Source organism: Blattabacterium cuenoti, assembly GCF_014252035.1.
In the GTDB taxonomy this organism is placed as follows: domain Bacteria; phylum Bacteroidota; class Bacteroidia; order Flavobacteriales; family Blattabacteriaceae; genus Blattabacterium; species Blattabacterium cuenoti_Z.
In genome coordinates, this window is the sequence record NZ_CP059207.1 from 319,760 (window position 1) to 340,440 (window position 20,681).

Below are 20,681 nucleotides of genomic sequence, written 5' to 3' on the forward strand. Positions count from 1 at the left end.
CATTTATCTTTGTCGCATTTATCTTTGTCCCATTTATCTTTGTCCCATTTATCTTCTTCTTCTGTTATGATTAACAACTTTTTATCATCGTTGTTGTTATTATTATTATCGCTGCTGCTACTACTACCCCCACCACCACCACCTACTGTTTCATTCCCATTATTTTTTCCACTCCTATTTCTTCCACTCCTATTATTTCCATTCCTATTTTTTCCACTCCTATTTTTTCCACTCCTATTTTTTCCACTCCTATTTTTTCCACTCCTATTTTTTCCACTCCTATTTTTTCCACTCCTATTTCTTCCATTCCTATTTTTTCCATTCCTATTTTTTCCATTCCTATTTTTTCCATTCCTATTTTTTCCATTCCTATTTTTTCCACTCCTATTTTTTCCATTCCTATTATTTCCATTCCTATTATTTTTCTTCGTTTTACCTACCTTATTCGTTTTACCTACCTTATTCGTTTTACCTACCTTATTCGTTTTACCTACCTTATTCGTTTTACCTACCTTATTCGTTTTACCTACCTTATTCGTTTTACCTATTTTTTTTATTCCTGCTTCTGTTGCTGCTTCTGTTGTTGCTTCTGTTGTTGCTTCTATTGTTGCTTCTGTTGTTGCTTCTGTTGTTGCTTCTGTTGTTGCTTCTGTTGTTGTTGCATAACAACAAAATAATACCAGTAGTAATAATAATACTTTTGTTTTTTTCATTTTTTTAATATTCATAATCTAAACTTAATCTATACTATTTCATAAGATAATAAATTTTCCTTTATAAAAAACTTTTTTAAAAAAAAACAAATCATAGAATAAAAAAATTTTTTTTAAGTTTTATAATAATTTTAACTTAAAAAGTTTACTACAAAACTATATGCAAAAAAATAAAATCATTGAAACCATTTTTGGACTTTTTTTATTAGGCATAAGCATTTTTTTATTTCTTAGTTTTTCATCTTTTTTTTTTCATTGGAAAAAAGATCAAAGTCAATTAATAATTTTTGACAAAGAAATAATAGCAGAAAACTTACTAGGAAAAATTGGAGCTATTGTATCACACTGTTTTATTTACTGTGGAATTGGAATTAGTGCTTTTTTTATACCTATGTTGCTATTTTTTACAGGTATAAAAATACTTTTTGCAAAAAAAAATATATTAGAAGATAATTTTTATCAATCGATAATATATAAATTTATATTCTTCAGTATATGGATACCAATAACTTCTCATATAATATTACCAGATAAAACTGGAATATTTAGTGGAATATTTGGATTTGAAATAGGTAATTTTTTGATTTCTTTGTTTGGAAAAATTGGATTATTTATACTAATCGTGATTAGCATAAGTTTATATTATATAATTATTAAGAAAAGAAAAAAAAAAATAAAATTTTTGATAAAGTAATGAAACTAATGTTACAATTGATAAATATTTCAATTAAACATAAACCAATAAAAAATAATAATAATGATAAAAAAAATAAAATCATAATACATTCTATTCTTAGAAAGAAAGAAGATCATTCCATGATATCGGAAATGAAAAAAAATATTGAAAATAATAAAAAAAAAATAGAACAAATACTGAAACATTATAATATAATAATAGATAAAGTAGAAGCAAATATAGGCCCTTCCATTACTCTATATGAAATATATCCTCATATAGGAACAAGAATATCAAAAATAAAAAATTTAGAAAACGAAATAGCCTTAAGTTTATCCGCTGTATCTATAAGAATTATAGCACCAATACCATCAAAGGGAACCATAGGAATAGAAATTCCTAATCATAAACGTTCTATTGTGTATATGGAAGAAATTCTATTTTCAGAGGAAAGTGATAAAAAAAGTAAAGAAATGGAACTCCCTATTTCTTTAGGAAAAACAATTTTCAATGAAATTTTTATTATGGATCTAGCTAATATGCCACATTTACTGATAGCAGGATCCACTGGTCAAGGAAAATCAGTAGGTTTAAATGCTATAATTATTTTTTTGTTGTTTCAAAAAAAATCTAAAGATATAAAATTTATTTTAATCGACCCAAAAAAAGTAGAATTATCTATATATCAGAATATATCAAAATCTTACTTTGCTACACTTCCTAAGTGTATAAATCCGATTATTACAAATTTATATGATGCAAGAAATATACTGAATTCTCTATGTAAAGAGATGGATAAAAGATATGCAATTCTAGAAAGATATAAAGTTAGAAATATTAAAGAGTATAACTTGAAATTTAAATGCAAAAAAAAATATGATTTTCCTTATATAATAGTAATTATAGATGAATTTGCAGATTTGAGTCTTTCTTTTAAAAAAAAGGAAATAGAAACATATATTATACGTTTAGCACAACTTTCACGTGCAGTAGGTATTCATTTGATTATAGCAACACAACGTCCATCAGTAGATGTCATAACTGGATTAATAAAATCTAATTTTACTGCAAGAATTTCTTTTAGAGTTAGTTCTAAAATAGACTCTAGAACCATATTAGATTGCTCTGGAGCGGAAAATCTGATAGGAAATGGAGATTTATTATTTTCCAATAAAAATGAATTAATTCGATTACAATGTCCATTTATAGAATTATCAACTATTCAAAAATTTATTGAATTATATAAAAAAATTAATGGTAAAAAAAATGAATTTTTTTTACTTCCTGAACCAGATTTAGATGTTTAAAAAAATAGATATATATATAATTCGTTTATTTATAATTCCTTTTTTTTTTACTTTTTCCACAATATTTATCGTTTTTATGATTCAATTTTTTTGGAGTAAAATAGATGAATTAATAGGAAAAGACATTCATATATTGGTAATATTAGAATTGATATTTTACTTTGGAATTACTATTATTCCATTATCTATCCCTATCACAATATTATTATCTTCTATCATGACATTTGGTGAATTATCTGAAAATCAAGAGATTTTAATTATAAAATCTTCTGGTATTTCTATATTTCGCATCATGATGCCCATTTTATTTTTAACTTGTATTATTTCTGTAGTATTATATTTTTTTTCTGACTTTATTGTACCAAAAGCGAAAATAAAAGCTATCGAATTATACGAAATAGCATTATATAATCCTAATTCAAAATTAAAAGAGGGTTATTTTGTTAACTTATTTCCAGATTTTTTCATAAGAATAGATAAAAAACATGGAAAAAATATGTATAATAATGTGTTCATATTATTCTATGGAAAAAATTACGAAATTAACACAATTATTTCCAAAAAAGGAATTATAATTAATAAAAATTATAATTATTTTCAATTAAAATTGAATAATGGTATTTATTATAGAGAAACTTCAAATAAAGTTGAAACTTCCTATCAAATTATAAATTTTGACACTTTAATACAAAAATTAAAAATACCTGTAAAAAAAATCATGATGTTACGTAATCGTGAAAAAAATTTATTTCATATTATGAACACAAAGGAACTAATAGAAAAGATTAATATTATATTAAAACAAAATTATTTCCAAAAAACTTATCTAGCTAAATACCAATTAGAATTACATAAAAAATTTACATTTCCAATAACATGTATCATAATGTTTTTTATAGGTGCATCAATAGGTACTATCATTAAAAAAGGAGGAATAGGTTATCCAACTATTATAGCTATCATTATATTTATCATTTATTACATTTTACTTACTGTAACTCACAATATGGCAGAAAAATGTAAAATAAGTCCGTGGATAGGAGCATGGACTCCAAATTTATTATTTTTACCAATAAGTATATGGATTACTTATAAAACTGTAATGGATGATTTATATTATTAATAAAAAAATGGTGGTCCATTTAGATGGTATTGATGAAGCCATACAAGATGTAAGAAATGGAAAAATTATTATTGTGGTAGATGATAAAAATCGTGAAAATGAAGGGGATTTTGTAGTTTCTGCTGAAAAAATAACTCCTAAAATTGTTAATTTTCTAATAACTCATGGAAGAGGATTACTTTGTGTGTCTTTAACAGAAGAAAAATGCGATCAATTGGAGCTTCCAATGATGGTAAAAAATAATAATACGGATTCTTATTATAGAAAAACTGCTTTTACAATATCTGTAGACTTAATCGGTTATGGAGTTAGTACGGGTATATCAGTATCAGATAGAGCAAAAACTATTTTTGCATTAGTTCATGAAGTAAAACCAGAAGCATTTAATAAACCTGGACACATTTTTCCTATTCGTGCAAAAAAAGGAGGTGTTTTAGAAAGACCTGGACATACGGAAGCTGCTATAGAAATTAGCAAAATGGCAGGATGCATACCTGGAGGTGTACTCGTAGAAATACTGAACGAAAACGGATCTATGGCACGCATTCCAGAACTGATAAAAATATCCAAAAAATTTCATATAAAAATAATATCTATAGAAGATATTATAAAATATAAAAAAATAAAAAGCGGTCTGGACGGGATTTGAACCCGCGACCCCATGCGTGACAGGCATGTATTCTAACCAACTGAACTACCAGACCATTTCATTTTTTACTATTATATTAAATCATTTAATTTCTTTATGATTTCTTCTTTAGATGAAACACCAACATGAATATCTTTTTTTTCTCCATTTTTAAAAAAAATCATGGTAGGAATGCTACGTATACCATATTTAGAAGAAACTTTCGGATTATTATCTACATTTAATTTAAATACCAAAAACTTTGATTTAAATTCTTTATATATTTCTTCCAAAATAACAGATAAAGCTCTACATGGAGCACACCATGGAGCCCAAAAATCTATCAAAATTGGTTTTTTATACTCTGAAATTACCTTATCAAAGGAATCATCGTTTATTTCTTGTAACATATTCTTTTTATTTTAAGAACATCACAAATTTACCTTTTTTGTTGAAATTTCAAAATTTAAAATCCTTCAATAAAGAAATATAAGTATCTATTCCTTTTATTATTTCTGAACAGTAAATATACTCATTAGGTGTGTGAGATCGCATACTATCTCCTACTCCAATTTTAATAGTGGAAAAAGGCATAATGTTTTGATCCGATAGAGTAGGAGAACCATAAATTTTTATGCCTAAGGACTTAGCCTTTTTAACAATAGGATGTAGAGGGTCTATAAAAGAAGAATTTAAATGTGAAGAACGAGATTTTACTTCAGAAGTAATATGACTTTGTATGAATTGAATTAATTCATCATTATGATACAACTCATTAGTCCTAATATCTATCACAAAAGAACAATAATCAGGAATAACATTATGTTGTATCCCACCTTCTATTTGAGTTATATTTAAAGTAGTATAACCTAATAATTCTGATTTTCTATCAAAAGATAAATTTTTTAGAATCTCTATATCTTTCGTTGCTATATAAATAGCATTTATTCCTACATTTCTCGCAGAATGACCAGTTTTTCCTCTTGCTATGCAATCTAGCACTATTAACCCTTTTTCTGCAATGGATAATTGCATTTTTGTCGGTTCCCCCACAATTCCTAAATCAATAGGGCCTAACTCTGATAAAATTGATCTGACACCAAAAGATCCTGAAATTTCTTCCTCAGCGGTAATTGAAAGAACTAATTTATAAGGTAATTCATATAATCCACTTAAATAGATAAAAGTAGATATCAATGAAACGACAGATCCACCAGCATCATTACTTCCTAATCCAACAATTTTATCTTCTTCTTTTATAAAAAATGCATGAAAAGGATTTGTATTCCAATTCTTTCCAGGCTTCACTGTATCATGGTGAGAGTTCAATAATATAGTTTTTATTTTTCCTACTTTTGGATAATTATTATTTTCTACCCATATGTTATTAAATTTCCTATTTACAATAAATCCATATTTTTTAAGATACTTTTCTATCAAAATAGAAACTTGATTTTCTTTTTTAGATATAGAAGGTGTATTAATTAATTTTTTAAGAAGTAGTATTGCTTCTTTCTTTAATTTTTGTAATTCAATCATAGACATAAAACAGTCTTATTAAGATCATGACTTTTTAATATATGCGAAGGGAGACCAATACTTACTTTAGTTACTCCATTTTTCAAAGCAAAAAATGCATTTTCTAATTTTGGAATCATTCCATGATTGATAATTGTATGATCTTTTTTTATTTTCTGAAATAAAGAAAAATTTATCTTTTTGTAAAAAGATTCCGAATCTTTTATATTTCGTAATACACCTTTTTTTTCAAAACAAAAATGTAATTCTACTTTATAATATTTTGATAAAGAAATAGCTATACAAGAAGCTATAGTATCTGCATTTGTATTCAAAAGTATACCTTTTCCATTATGTGTCACAGAGCAGAATACAGGAATAATATCTATTTCTAATAAAAATTTTATTATATCTGTATTGATACTTTTATCTGCTATTATATCTCCAACATAACCATAATCAATATGATCGTCTTTACGAATAAAAGATTTAATACAATTTCCATCAGCTCCACTCAAACCTAAAGCATTACATTGATAAGATTGCAGTTTAGCTACTATATTTTTATTAATAATACCAGCATAAGTCATGACTACAATATCCAAAGTTTCTTTATTTGTAATTCTTCTACCTCGTACAATTTTTTTTTCTATTCCCATCTTATCAGAAAGGTCATTTACTTTTTTCCCTCCTCCATGTATCAGGATCTTATACCCTTTCAATTTGCAAAAACTTTCTAAACAAAAATTCAGAAGATTTTCATCATTAATTAAATGCCCACCAATTTTCACTACGTGAATTTTCATCATAAAGATTCTATAATTTTTTTAAAAACTATTTGTGCAGAATAAATTCTATTTTCCGATTGTTCTAGTACAATAGAATCATCACTATCTAAAACTGAATCTTCTACTACCACATTTCTTCTTACAGGTAAACAATGCATAAATTTTGCTTTATTGGTTCGTTCCATTTTATTTTTAGTTATCATCCAATCATTACTACCTACATCATCATTACATAGTATTTTACCATAATTATAGTAACTACTCCAATTCTTTGCATAGATAAAATCTGCATTTTCAAATGCCTTGTTTTGGTTTTGTATAGTCACAACTCCATCAGAAAATTTTTTGCATAGATTGTATCCTTCTGGACACGTAATAATGAAATTAACTTCCTCTATTTTTGATATCCATTGAGAAAAAGAATTTGGAACAGAATGGGGTAATGGTTTTACATGTGGGGCCCAACTTAGAACAACTTTACATTTTTTTCTAAAAAAAGACGTAAACTCCGCAATGGTGATAACATCTGCTAAAGATTGTAAAGGATGTAAAGTCGCACTTTCCATGTTAACTACCGGAACCCTAGAATAATTTAATATCTTTTTAAAAAGAACTTCATTATAATCATAATCTCTATCTGATAGACTTGGAAAAGTTCTTACTGCAAGAATATCACAATACATACTCATAACAGAAACAGCTTCTTTAATATGTTCTTGTGTTGATTTCATGACTTCTCCATCATTCATTTCAATTTTCCAAGAATCTTTATGAATATCTAAAATCCAAGTATGACATCCTAAATTAAAAGCAGCTTTTTGAGAACTTATTCTTGTCCGTAAAGATGGATTAAAAAAGACTAATCCAATTGTTTTATTATATTTAAAATTGTATGGATTTTTTTTTAAAAAAATAGCTTCTTTAATAAGATCATATACATTAACAATATCTTCTACACTAAAAAATTTTTTCATAAATTTATCATTATTCATCTATTATTTATATTCATCCCAAGATTTTATCATTAGTTTTTCTATAGATAAAGAACAAAATGCTTGTATAAAAGCCTTTGCTAAACGTGTATTAGTCAATAAAGGAATGTTAAAATCTACTGCATAACGTCTAATTGTATAATCATTATCTAATTCTGATCTACTTAAATTTTTTGGTATATTAATAATAAGATCTAATTTTCTATTCTTAATTAATTCAATAACATTTGAATATTTTTTAACATTTGGCCAATGAACTTTGATAGATGGAACGCCATTATCTGATAAAAAACTATTAGTACCTGCTGTTGCAAACAATATATATCCTTTATTATGTAAAAGTTTTATTTCTTCTAAAAGATCTAACTTAGAATCAATTGGACCGCCAGATATTAAAATATTTTTTTTAGGAATAGTATAACCTACAGAAATCATAGATTTTAAAATAGCTTCATCAAAAGTATCCCCTAAACATCCTACTTCTCCTGTAGATGACATATCTACACCCAAAACTGGATCAGCATTTTGTAAACGAGAGAAAGAAAATTGAGAAGCTTTTATTCCCATAAAATTTTTTGTAAAAAAATTAGGTTTTGTTTTTCCTTTTTTCTTTCCAAGAATAACTTGAGTTGCTAAATGAATCATGTTAAAATTAGAAACTTTAGATACGAATGGGAAACTTCTAGATGCTCTTAAATTACATTCAATAACTTTTACTTTATTCTCTTTAGATAGAAATTGAATATTAAAAGGACCTGATATATTAAAATATTTGGATATCTTTTCAGAAATAGAAAGTATTTTTTTTAACGTAGACAAATAAATATTATGTGGAGGATATACTAATGTTGCATCTCCAGAATGTACTCCTGCAAATTCTACATGTTCTGATATAGCATAAAATAATATTTTTCCATTCTGAGACACAGCATCTAATTCAATTTCTTTAGCATTTTTTATAAATTCTGTGATTACTAATGGATATTCTGCAGAAACTGATTCTTGATTTTGATGAAGATAATATTTTAGTTCTTCTTGGTTGGAAATGACATTCATATCCGCGCCTGAAAGAACATAAGAAGGTCTGACTAATATAGGAAAATCAACTTCTTTTACAAATTGATAAATTGTATCAACATTCGATAATTCTTTCCATCTAGGTTGTTCTATACCTAAATAATCCATAGCATTAGAAAATTTATATCTATTTTCTACTTGATCTATAGATAGAGGAGATGTCCCTAAAATTTTCACTTCATTTTCATGAAGTTTTAATACTAAATTATTAGGAATTTGTCCCCCCATAGATACAATTGTTCCCTTTGGTTTTTCTAATTCAACAATATCTAGTACACGTTCTAAAGTTAATTCTTCAAAATATAATCTATCACATATATCAAAATCTGTACTTACTGTTTCCGGATTATAATTAATCATTACTGATCTATAAAATTCTTTTTTTATAGTGTTTAAAGTATTTACACAACACCAATCAAATTCGACACTACTTCCTATTCTGTAAACACCTGAGCCCAATGTTATTACGGATTTTCCATCTAATTCATAAGCAATATCATGTTGAATAGAATGATATGTTAAATATAAATAATTTGTACATGCTGGATATTCAGATGCTGAAGTATCAATTTGTCTTACATAAGGAATTATATTTTTTTCTTTTCTATATTTTCTAATTTTTTTTTCTATATCATAAATATTTTTTTTATTATCACCTGTTTTATCAACAAAAATATTAGCTATTTGTATGTCTGAAAAACCTTCTTTTTTTGCTTTTAGTAATAATTCTTTTGGTATATCTATCCAATGATGAAAATATTCTATTTCTTTTTTTGTTTGAAAAATATTATCAAGTTGATATAAAAACCACGGATCTATTTTTGTTAATTCATGTATTTCTTTAATAGAAAAACCTTCTTCTAAAGCTTCTTCTAAAAAGAAAATTCTTTGGTCGGTTGGTTTTTTGAGGTACTCTTTTAATAGTTCTTTTGATCCAAGTTTTTTTTTATTTACATTTATAAATCCTTGTTTCCCTATATCCAACATACGAATCCCCTTCTGTAATGCTTCTTCAAAAGACCCCCCTATACCCATAACTTCTCCAACACTCTTCATACTACTTCCAATTCTATTGGAAACACCATAAAATTTATTTAGATCCCATCTTGGGATTTTACATACAACATAATCTAAGGAAGGTTCAAAAAAAGCAGAAGTATTTTTAGTCACATAGTTTTTTAATTCATGTAATCCATACCCTACGGATAATTTTGCTGCAACAAAAGCTAATGGATAACCAGTTGCCTTAGAAGCAAGCGCACTAGAACGAGATAGTCGTGCATTGACTTCTATTACACGATAATCTTCCGATTTATAATCTAATGCAAATTGAACGTTACATTCTCCAACTATATTAAAAATTCTAGCTATATGTATAGCTAATTTCCTTAAATTATAATATTCAGAATTTGTTAAAGTTTGCGAAGGAGCGACAACGATGCTCTCTCCTGTATGAATACCTATTGGATCAAAATTTTCCATATTACATACAGAAATACAATTATCATATATATCTCTAACTATTTCATATTCAATTTCTTTCCATCCTTCCAAATATTCCTCTACAATCACTTGAGAAGAATAAGAAAAAGATTTTCCTACTATTCTTTTCAAATCATTAATATTATTAGCTAGTCCACTTCCCAAACCACCGAGGGTGTAAGCTGATCGAACAATGATAGGAAATCCTATTTCTAATGAATAATGAACAGCATCATCTGTTGAATAAACTACAAAACTTTTTGCTGTTTTTATATTAACATCAGTTAATTTATTTCTAAATAGTTTTCTATCTTCACTATCAATAATAGATTGAATAGTAGTTCCTAAAACTTTTATTTGATACTTATTTATAATTCCTTTATTAAAAAGTTGAATTCCACAATTCAATGCTGTCTGGCCACCAAAAGACAATAATATTCCTTGTGGTTTTTCTTTATCAATAACATGTTCAATGAAAAATGAAGTTAATGGAAGAAAATACACTTTATCAGCAATATCTTTTGATGTCTGAACAGTCGCTATATTTGGATTAATTAATATTGTATAAAATCCCTCTTCTTTAAGAGCTTTTAATGCCTGTGTACCAGAATAATCAAATTCCCCTGCTTCTCCTATTTTTAATGCACCTGATCCCAGGACGAGTACTTTTTTTATTTTCATACTAATTTTGGAAAATTCTTTTAATTATTTGTTTTTAACAATTGAATTAATAAAGAAATCGAATAAAAATTCGGTATCTGTAGGCCCTCCTGAAGCTTCTGGATGAAACTGTACCGAAAAAAAAGGTTTATTATCATGAATGATTCCTTCGCAAGTATCATCATTTAAATTTTTAAAAAATATTTTCCATTCATTAGAAATATTTCTAGTATCCAATACATATCCATGATTTTGTGAAGTAATAAAACTCTTTCCAGTTTGTAAGGATATTACTGGTTGATTATGTCCTCTATGTGCATATTTTAATTTGTAAGTATCTCCTCCAGCAGCAATACCTAAAAGTTGATTTCCTAAACATATTCCAAATATAGGACGTTTTTTTTTCATAACTATACGAATATAATGTATAGGTTTTTTATAAATTTTAGGATTACCAGGACCATTAGAAAGAACTAAACCATCATATTCTTCCCTAGTAAAATCATAATCCCAAGGGACCCTTATAATAGTACAGTTTCTTCGTAAAAAACAACGTAAAATATTATTTTTCAATCCAAAATCTACAATTAGTATTTTATATTTTCCATTTCCATAAATAATTTTTTTATTTATAGATACTTTTTCAGAAAGATTATTATCTTCGTTAGGATCATAAAAAGGAATACTATCCACTTTATCCATTAATATTTTTCCTAACATAGATCCTCCATGATCTCTAAGTTTTTTAGCAATACATCTTGTATCTAAACCGTATAATCCAGGAATTCTATTTTTAGATAACCACTCAGATAAGGAAAAATTCATATTCCAATGATATGGATGACTAGAATAATAAGAAATAAGTAGACCAGAAACTTGAATTTTATCTGATTCATAAAATTTTGAAATTCCTTCTTTTTTATCATTATTACAAAAAGAAGAAGAATATGGTGGTATTCCATAATTTCCTATTATTGGATAAGTAAAAGTTAAAATTTGCCCTTTATAAGATGGATCTGTTATACTTTCTGTATAACCAGTCATAGCTGTATTAAAAACAACTTCTCCAGAAGATGATACTGGAGCTCCAAAATGAAAACCTTCATAAGTCGTACCATCTTCTAATACAAGAATCCCACTTCTCATTATTTTTTTATTTTCCATTTTTTTTTATATATGCTAAGGCATTACTTAACTTCTGAATAAATAATTTGACATGATTGATATTGATATTCATTGGAGGTAATAACCGCATTACGTATGGATTATTAGATGTTCCAACAAATACTTTTTCTTTATAAATTAAAATATTTTTTAGATCATGAATAGGAAAATCAAATTCTAATCCTAACATAAGTCCTTTTCCTCTAACTTCCTTAATATTTGGAATAATTCGTAATTTTTGTAATAGTATTTCACCCATTTTTTTTGCATTTTTAATTAAATTTTCTTTTTTGATAATTTCTAAAACAGAAATTGCAGCTGTGCAAGCTAAATGATTTCCACCAAAAGTAGTTCCTAACATTCCATAATATGGTTTAAATTTAGGATGTATTAAAACTCCTCCTATAGGGAATCCATTTCCCATTCCCTTAGCTACAGTAATTAAATCTGGTTGTATAGGGTAAAATTGATGAGAAAAAAAATGACCAGTTCTTCCGTATCCACTTTGGATTTCATCAATAATGAAAATTGTATCATATTTTTTACAAAGAGCCCATACATTACAAAAAAAATCAAATCCTGGATCTATAATACCAGATATACCTTGAATGCCTTCAATGATTAAAGCACAAATATCTCTGTTTTTTAACTTTTTTTCTAAAATATTTAAATCATTATAATCAATAAATATTGTTTCATGTTGTGCATTAAAAGGAGACACTAATTTGTAATTATCTGTAACAGAAACACTACCACTTGTTCTTCCGTGGAAAGCTCCTTTAAACGCAATAACCTTTTTTTTACCAGTATGAAAAGAAGCAATTTTTAATGCGTTTTCATTAGATTCGCTACCAGAATTACATAAGAAAAGAGAATAATTATCATATCCTGATATAGATCCAAGTAAATCAGCTAATTTATTTTTTTGAGAAATAAAAACGCTATTAGAATAATAAGATATTTTATGTATTTGTTCTATTAAAGTTTTCACATAATATGGATGGCAATGACCAACAGAAATTACAGCATGTCCACCATAAAAATCTAGATATTTATTTTCATGTATATCAAAAACATACACTCCATTACCTTTGTTTAATTCTATATCTAGTATAGAATAGACGTCAAATAATTTCATTTTCCTTTTTATTAGTTAAAAACGAACAGACTTTAATCTTAACCCACAATCTTCTTCAAGATTAAACATGATATTCATGTTTTGTATAGCTTGACCAGATGCTCCTTTAATAAGATTGTCTATAATACTTATAATAATTAATTTACTCTTTTCCTTGAAAAGATATAAAATACATTTATTAGTATTGATTACTTGTTTAACATCTATATTGATATCAGAAATATGGACAAATGGATGATTTTTATAATATTTTTTATACATGTAAATAGTTTCATCTAAAGGTGAAACTGAATGAGTATATGCAGTAGATATAATACCTCTAGAGAAATTTCCTCTGTATGGAACAAAATAAATATTTGAAGAAAAATTTTTTTGTACTATACGAATAATTTGTTCTATTTCCTGCAAATGTTGATGTTGGAAAATTTTATAAACAGATATGTTATTATTTCTCCAACTAAAATGGTTAGTATCACTATGTTTTTTACCTGAACCTGTAGACCCTGTAACAGCACTTATGTGAATGTCTTTTTGTAATAGATTATTATTGGCTAATGGTAAAATAGATAGAAGGATAGCTGTAGCAAAACATCCAGGATTTGCAATATTGTCATATTTTTTTATTGAATCTCTTTGTAATTCTGGTAGTCCATAAATAAATTTTCTTCCATTAAAAAATGATTGATCATATATCCTAAAATCTTGATTTAGGTCAATTACTTTTATTTTAGATGGTATATTACTCAATTCTTTTCTAGATCTCCCATGTCCGGAACAAAGAAAAACTACATCAATATTTTTATCTATAACAGGAGAAAATTTCATATTTTCTATTTTTTCTCCTAAAAGATCTTGATGTATCAAATGAATTAATTTTCCTGGACAGCTTCTACTAACTACATTTTTAATGTTAGATTTCGGGTGATGGATGACCAATCTTATTAATTCACCAGCAGTGTATCCAGTTCCTCCTATAATACCTATTTTAATCATTATTTTTTTTATTTAAATTATGATACATTTTCATTTGATTACTTAAAATTTTTGTAAAACCTTTAACATCTTCTGCTGTCCAAGCATGGTTCATTTCACCATATTGGGCCATATTAGGATAAGTCATCAAATCAAATTTTGATTTGATACCAACTAAATGAAATCTATAAGGATAAAGAATTATATCAACAGTTCCAGTTAATCTCTCTTGTGTACTTTTCAAAAATTTTTCAATATCTCGCATAACAGGATCTAAATATTGAGCTTCATGTAATAACATACCATACCAGTTGGATAACTGTTCTTTCCAGTAAAGTTGCCATTTAGTAAGAATATGTTTTTCTAATAAATGATGAGCCTTAATGATAATTATTGCAGCTGAAGCTTCGAAAGCTACTCTTCCTTTTATTCCTAATATTGTATCTCCTATATGTATCCCTCTTCCTATAGCAAATTTAGAAGCTATTTTTTCAATTTTTATTATATTATTTATGGCACTACTTTTTTCTTTATTAACACTTACTAATTCACCTTTTTCAAATTCTAATTTTAGATTTTCACTTTTTTTACTGCTTAATTTTGTAGGATAAGATTCTTCTGGAAAATCATGAGAAGAAGTGAGAGTTTCTTTTCCTCCTATACTAGTCCCCCAAATTCCTTTATTTATAGAATACTTATACCTATCCCAAGAAATGGATATTCCTTTATTTTTCAAATACTCAATTTCTTCTTTTCTAGATATTTTCATATCTCTTATCGGAGATAAAATTATTTTTTTTGGGCAAATTATTTTAAAAGCTACATCAAATCTAATTTGATCATTTCCAGCACCTGTACTTCCATGAGCAATAGCTTTTGCTTGAACAGATGTTGCAAAATTTGCAATTTTTATAGCTTGAAAAATTCTTTCCGAACTTACTGATAGGGGATAAGTATTATTTTTAAGTATATTTCCGAATATAAGATATTTTATACAATTTTGATAATATTCTTCTATTGCATTGATAGAACGATGTGATTTAGAACCAATACTTAAAGCTCTTTTTTCAATCTTTTTCAATTCATCATATTGAAATCCACCAGTATTAATAATAACTGTATGAACTTCGTATCCTTCCTGAATAAGAAATTTTAAACAATAAGAAGTGTCTAAGCCTCCACTATAAGCCAAAACAATTTTATCTCCTAATGATAAATATTTTCTGTATTTATTGCTTACATCATTTTTAATTTCATGATGATGATTATTATTTTTATTATTAGGATTATATAGAAGTCCTGTGCATAAACACATTTTTCTTTTGTTTCTGGTTAAAATATCAAAATTAGCGCAACTACTGCATCCTTTCCAAAATTTTTCTGATTTAGTTAATTCACTAAAAGAAACAGGTTTAAAACCTAATTCTGTATTAATTTTTATAACTGTATTACTCGTTGTAATACTAAATATTTTAGAATTTGGAAATTTTTCTCTAGATAATCTAAATATTTCAATTTTAATAATTTTAGCTAATCCTTTTTTCCTAAATTCGGGAAATACAATTAATCCAGAATTAACAACAAACTCTTCACCTTGAAAAAGATCAAGATAACTGAACCCTGCTAATTTTTCATCATAAAAAGCAATAACAGCATTTCCATGAATCATTTTTGATTTAATATATTCTGGATCCTTTTCTGCAATACCAGTCCCTCTACTTTTCGCTGCTTCTTTGATCTTATTGCAGATGAATGAAGCATACTTTGTATCCTCTTTATGAGATACTCTAACTTGTATTTTCATCTTTGTAAGAAACCACTAACTACTAAAAAAAACGCATAGCATAATAGATTGGAAGTAAAAATCATACTTCATAAGTTTACTTTTTTTTACTTAACTGTATCAAATTGCAAATTTAATAAAGTCTTTTCAATTAATTTGAATTTTTAATTCAAATAAAAATCTAAACCTTTTATATTTTCTAATTTTCTTAAAAATTTTGAATTAATATTGATACCATATTTTTTTGATTCAAAGTTTAAAAGAATACGATTTTCTTTATCGTAAAGAATAATGTATAGTTTTTGATCTCCTACCTCCTGAGAAAAAATTTCATCTATTTTTTTAATAAATACATCATTCAATTCATTAATATTAATTTTCAAAACTAGTTTTTGTATCAACTTTTTTATTACATTTTGTAATTTTTCTATATGTATAATCTTTATTATATTTTCTTTTTTATACCTATTTGATTTATCAATTGATATTGATAAATGTAATAAATTATTAATGCATAATATTGATTCATATTTAACATATTGTTTCCCGTATATTCTGAATTCTATAGAATTACTATAATCCTCTAGTGAAAATACTCCATATTGTACCCCACTTTTTACATACATTTTTTTTTCTATTTTTGATAAAATTCCACATATATAAATTTTCTTTCCAACAAGATCATATTCTTTTTTGTTTATTTTATCTAAAGATGTATTTGTAAGATATTTTATTTCGTAATAATAATCATCTAAAGGATGAGAAGAAATATAAACACCTAATACTTCTTTTTCTTTAGATAAAATATCTATTTTACTCCACATATTTTTTGTTTGAAAAGAAATAGGGTTTTTATCTAATTTTAGTGATTTATTTGTTATTTTTTTCTGTTTTTGATGTTTTGATCCAAACCGAATAATTTTCTCCAAATTACTCAATTTTGTATCACCTTCAATAATAAAATATTGATCTCTTTCTAAATTAAATCGATCCAAAGATCCAGATAATATTAAACTTTCCAAAGTTTTTTTATTCACTACTCGTAAATCAATTCTTTTCACAAAATCATAAATGGAAGCAAATGGACCTTTTTTTCTTTCTCCAAGAATTACTTTAACAGCATTTTCTCCAACTCCTTTAATACCAGTAAGTCCAAATTGAATAGAATTATTACCAGTAACCATAAAATATGAATCACTTTGGTTGATATCCGGGCTAATAACAGATATTTTCATTCTCTTACACTCTTTTATAAAAAGAGTTAATTGTTTAATATTATCCATATTATTACTTAGAACAGAAGCCATATATTCATGTGGAAAATGTGTTTTCAAATAAGCAGTTTGAAAAGCTATATATGCATAACATGTTGCATGAGATTTATTAAAAGCATAACAAGAAAAATGTTCCCAATCTTTCCATATTTTTTCTATAATTTTTTTTGGATACCCTTTTTCTATAGCTTTATGAATAAATTGATTTCTCATTTTATTTAATACGTCTTTTTGTTTTTTCCCCATAGCTTTTCTAAGTAGATCTGCATCTCCCTTACTAAAATCAGCTAGTTTCTGTGCTATTAACATAACTTGTTCCTGATATATTGTAATTCCATAAGTTTCTTCCAAAAATTCTTTCATGTCTGGTAAATCATAAGTGATATTTTCTTTTCCATGTTTTCTAGATATGAAATTAGGAATATACTGTAAAGGTCCAGGTCTGTATAATGCATTCATTGCTACTAAATCATCAAATTTATCAGGTTTTAGTTTTCGTAAGTATCTTTGCATTCCAATAGATTCATATTGAAAAATAGCAATAGTTTCTCCTTTTTGAAAAAGTTTATAAGTTTTTGTATCCTTTAGAGAAAAGGAAAATTTTTTGGTATCTATATTTTTTAATTTCACTATAATATCGATAGCATTTTTTATTATAGTTAAAGTTTTTAAACCTAAAAAATCTATTTTCAGTAAACCAACATGTTCCACCACATTATTATCAAATTGTGTTAATAATAATTCTGATTCTTTCGATACAGATACTGGAACATATTCTTTTATGTCGAATGGACTTATTATAATTCCACAAGCATGTATTCCTGTACTTCTTATCGTCCCTTCTATAATTTTTGCTTGCTGTAATACTTTTCCTTCTAATGTATCCTCATTTTTTGCAATATTTCTCAATTTTTGGATATTATTTAAATCATCTTTACTTAACCTTCCCGATATAATGTGATTCTTATTTGATAATATTGTTTTTAATGAAAACATATTTGGAACCATTTTTGCCATTTTATCTGCTACCTTCAATGGTAAATCTAAAACCCTAGCAGTATCTCTAATAGATGATTTAGCACCCATTGTAGCATATGTTATAATTTGTGCTACTTGATTTTTACCATATTTTTCAACTACCCATTCAATTATCTTATCTCTACCTTTATCGTCGAAGTCAATGTCTATGTCTGGTAAAGAAACTCTATCTGGGTTTAAAAAACGTTCAAAAAGTAAATTATATTTGATAGGATCTATATTTGTTATTCCTAAACAATAAGCTACAGCAGATCCTGCAACAGAACCTCTTCCTGGACCTACAGAAATATTCATTTTTTTAGCTTGAGAAATAAAATTATGAACAATAAGAAAATAACCAGGATATCCAGTTTTTTCTATTGTTTTTAATTCAAATAAAATTCTTTCTTCAATTTCTTTAGTTATCGTTTTATAACGTTTTTTTACTCCTCTGTAAGTTATTGTTTTCAATAAATGATTTTCTCCTCTATTTCCTCCATCAATTTTATCCATTGGATTTTCAAAAGATTTTGGAATTTGAAATTTAGGCAATAATACTTTGTGTGAAATACTATAAGATTCTATTTTTTTTACTAAATCTTCTAAAAAATCAAACGATTCCGGTATATCATGAAATATTTTTTTCATGTCTTGGGGACTTTTGAAATAAAACTCATGATTGGGTAAACCAAATCTATAATTTTTTCCTTTTCCTATAGGAGTTGATTTTTTTTCGACATTTTTTACACAAAGCAAAATATCATGAGCATTCGCTTCTTTTTTATCTAAATAAAAAGTATTATTTTGAGCGATATATTTTACGTTAAATTTTCTGGAAAATTTTAATAGTACATTATTAACATAATTTTCTTCTTCTAGTCCATGACGTAATAATTCTATGTAAAAATCTTCTTTAAAAAGATTTTTCCACCACAGAAAAATTTTTTCGGCCTTTTTTTCTCCAAAATTTAATATGTTATATGGTATTTCTGAATTTAAATCTCCAGTTAAAGCTATTAAATTTTCTTTATATTTTTCAATTAAATCTTTTCCTACTCTAGGAATACCAGCATAAAATCCTTTTATGAAACCTAAAGAACAAAGTTTTGTCAAATTTTGATATCCTTTTTTATTTTTAGATAATAAAACCTGTCTAAATCTTATATCTGGTTCTTCTTTTGTAAATTTTTTTTGTAAATAATTGTCTGATATAAAAATTTCGCAACCAATTATTCCTTTAATGTACTTTTCAGGTGAATATTTTTTATTTACATTGTGAATAGCATTTAAAAAATAATATGATCCCATCATATTTCCATAGTCTGTTATACCTACAGCAGACATATTAAATTCTATAGCTTTATTTACTAAAGATTTTATATCAATGGTTGAATTAAGAATAGAAAAATGAGTGTGATTATGAAGATGATAATACTTTTTTTTATTTAGTTCTGATGAATATTTTTTTTCATTAACTTCTGTGCTACTTTTTTTTATTTTTTCTTTTTTGTAAGAAGGAAAATATTTATCAAAATCTACCATGGAAGAAGATATTTGATAAGAGTTATTATCTTGAAATTTTTTTATTATATCGTATTTTATTCCTATATCTTTATGTGTAATTATTCCAATACGTAAAAGTTCGAAAAAACATCTGGCTGTAGCTTTTACATCGTTTCCTGCATGATGTGCATTTGGAACATTTTCTTTAAATAAAAAATTATATAATTCGGATAAAGTAGGCCATTTGAATTTTTTTTTTCTATTGCTATTATTACTACCTATAGATAACAATTTACAGTGAGGAGCAGAAATTATTTTAGTATCTAATTTTTTTTTTTTTTCAAAAGAAATTTCTATTTTTTGTCTGAAAAACTCACATTCAACAACTTTAATATCAAATTCTAAATTATGTCCAACTATACATTTAGATTTATCGATACTTTTTTTTAATTCATGAAGAACATGATTTATATTTTCTCCATATTTTTCTGCTTTTTCATTAGTTATTCCATGTATTTTAAAAGCATTAAAAGGAATATCGTAATCATTTGGTTTTATAATAAAGTTCTTAAAATCTATAATATTTCCCATTATATCATGAGTTTGCCATGCTAATTGAACTAATCTTGGCCAATTGTTAGTATTAGATATCGGAACCTTATAAGATCTGGGTAAACCAGTTGTTTCAGTATCGAAAATAAAGTACATTTTATTTTAATTAGTAGAAAAAAGTTACTGAAAAATTATTAGTTTTGTATTATCTCTTTTCTTGTAAAGAATTAATAAATAAACAATAATTACTAGTCAAAAATTAATAAAATATTAATTGTATTTTCTATAAGCATTTTTCTTAAGAAATTGTAGAA

The 20,681-nt window shown here is 26.0% G+C and carries 12 protein-coding genes, 1 tRNA gene and 2 pseudogenes; 3 read left to right on the forward strand and 12 right to left on the reverse strand.

The window, feature by feature from the left end; all coding sequences use genetic code 11:
• Positions 1–728: pseudogene (locus H0H49_RS01515) on the reverse strand (hypothetical protein); the annotation flags it as partial.
• Between the two features lie 145 nt (positions 729–873).
• Here H0H49_RS01515 and H0H49_RS01520 point away from each other — a divergent pair.
• The 3 genes and pseudogenes from H0H49_RS01520 (at position 874) to ribB (ending at position 4,468) form a co-directional block, all read left to right on the forward strand.
• Positions 874–2,696 (forward strand): annotated as a pseudogene (locus tag H0H49_RS01520) (DNA translocase FtsK 4TM domain-containing protein).
• On the forward strand, positions 2,689–3,819 hold the full coding sequence (locus H0H49_RS01525) for an LptF/LptG family permease (protein WP_185864225.1): 1,131 nt from the start codon (positions 2,689–2,691) through the stop codon (positions 3,817–3,819). The pseudogene H0H49_RS01520 and the gene H0H49_RS01525 overlap by 8 nt, the downstream one beginning before the upstream one ends.
• A 7-nt stretch (positions 3,820–3,826) precedes the next feature.
• Complete coding sequence (gene ribB / locus H0H49_RS01530) at positions 3,827–4,468, forward strand: 3,4-dihydroxy-2-butanone-4-phosphate synthase (protein ID WP_238784929.1); 642 nt, start codon at positions 3,827–3,829, stop codon at positions 4,466–4,468.
• Here the strand turns inward: ribB and H0H49_RS01535 are convergent.
• The 11 genes from H0H49_RS01535 to dnaE all read right to left on the reverse strand — a co-directional run bounded on the left by H0H49_RS01535 (position 4,450) and on the right by dnaE (position 20,523).
• Positions 4,450–4,523, reverse strand: a tRNA-Asp gene (locus tag H0H49_RS01535). The two genes, ribB and H0H49_RS01535, sit on opposite strands and share 19 nt — an antisense overlap.
• Positions 4,524–4,539: 16 nt before the next feature.
• On the reverse strand, positions 4,540–4,857 hold the full coding sequence (gene trxA, locus H0H49_RS01540) for a thioredoxin (protein WP_185864227.1): 318 nt from the start codon (positions 4,855–4,857) through the stop codon (positions 4,540–4,542).
• A 49-nt stretch (positions 4,858–4,906) separates the two neighbouring features.
• Positions 4,907–5,992: a M20 family metallo-hydrolase gene (locus H0H49_RS01545; protein ID WP_185864228.1), complete on the reverse strand. Its 1,086-nt coding sequence runs from the start codon at positions 5,990–5,992 to the stop codon at positions 4,907–4,909.
• Positions 5,983–6,771: an acetylglutamate kinase gene (gene argB, locus H0H49_RS01550; RefSeq protein ID WP_185864748.1), complete on the reverse strand. Its 789-nt coding sequence runs from the start codon at positions 6,769–6,771 to the stop codon at positions 5,983–5,985. Before argB ends, H0H49_RS01545 begins: the two co-directional genes overlap by 10 nt.
• A complete protein-coding gene (locus H0H49_RS01555; protein WP_185864749.1) occupies positions 6,771–7,727 on the reverse strand; it encodes a Rossmann-fold NAD(P)-binding domain-containing protein in 957 nt (318 codons plus the stop codon). Before H0H49_RS01555 ends, argB begins: the two co-directional genes overlap by 1 nt.
• A 21-nt stretch (positions 7,728–7,748) precedes the next feature.
• The gene (gene carB / locus H0H49_RS01560) at positions 7,749–10,985 is read right to left on the reverse strand and encodes a carbamoyl-phosphate synthase (glutamine-hydrolyzing) large subunit (protein WP_185864229.1); all 3,237 of its coding nucleotides are present in this window, start codon (positions 10,983–10,985) and stop codon (positions 7,749–7,751) included.
• Between the two features lie 24 nt (positions 10,986–11,009).
• On the reverse strand, positions 11,010–12,128 hold the full coding sequence (gene carA / locus H0H49_RS01565; protein ID WP_185864230.1) for a glutamine-hydrolyzing carbamoyl-phosphate synthase small subunit: 1,119 nt from the start codon (positions 12,126–12,128) through the stop codon (positions 11,010–11,012).
• Positions 12,118–13,266, reverse strand: a complete 1,149-nt coding sequence (locus H0H49_RS01570) for an aspartate aminotransferase family protein (RefSeq protein ID WP_185864231.1) — start codon at positions 13,264–13,266, stop codon at positions 12,118–12,120. Before H0H49_RS01570 ends, carA begins: the two co-directional genes overlap by 11 nt.
• A gap of 15 nt (positions 13,267–13,281) precedes the next feature.
• The gene (argC, locus tag H0H49_RS01575; protein ID WP_185864232.1) at positions 13,282–14,259 is read right to left on the reverse strand and encodes an N-acetyl-gamma-glutamyl-phosphate reductase; all 978 of its coding nucleotides are present in this window, start codon (positions 14,257–14,259) and stop codon (positions 13,282–13,284) included.
• A complete protein-coding gene (locus H0H49_RS01580; RefSeq protein WP_185864233.1) occupies positions 14,252–16,042 on the reverse strand; it encodes an argininosuccinate synthase domain-containing protein in 1,791 nt (596 codons plus the stop codon). Before H0H49_RS01580 ends, argC begins: the two co-directional genes overlap by 8 nt.
• 143 nt (positions 16,043–16,185) lie before the next feature.
• Positions 16,186–20,523 (reverse strand): DNA polymerase III subunit alpha, encoded by a 4,338-nt coding sequence (gene dnaE / locus H0H49_RS01585; RefSeq protein ID WP_185864234.1) that lies wholly within the window; start codon positions 20,521–20,523, stop codon positions 16,186–16,188.
• Positions 20,524–20,681 lie beyond the last annotated feature (158 nt).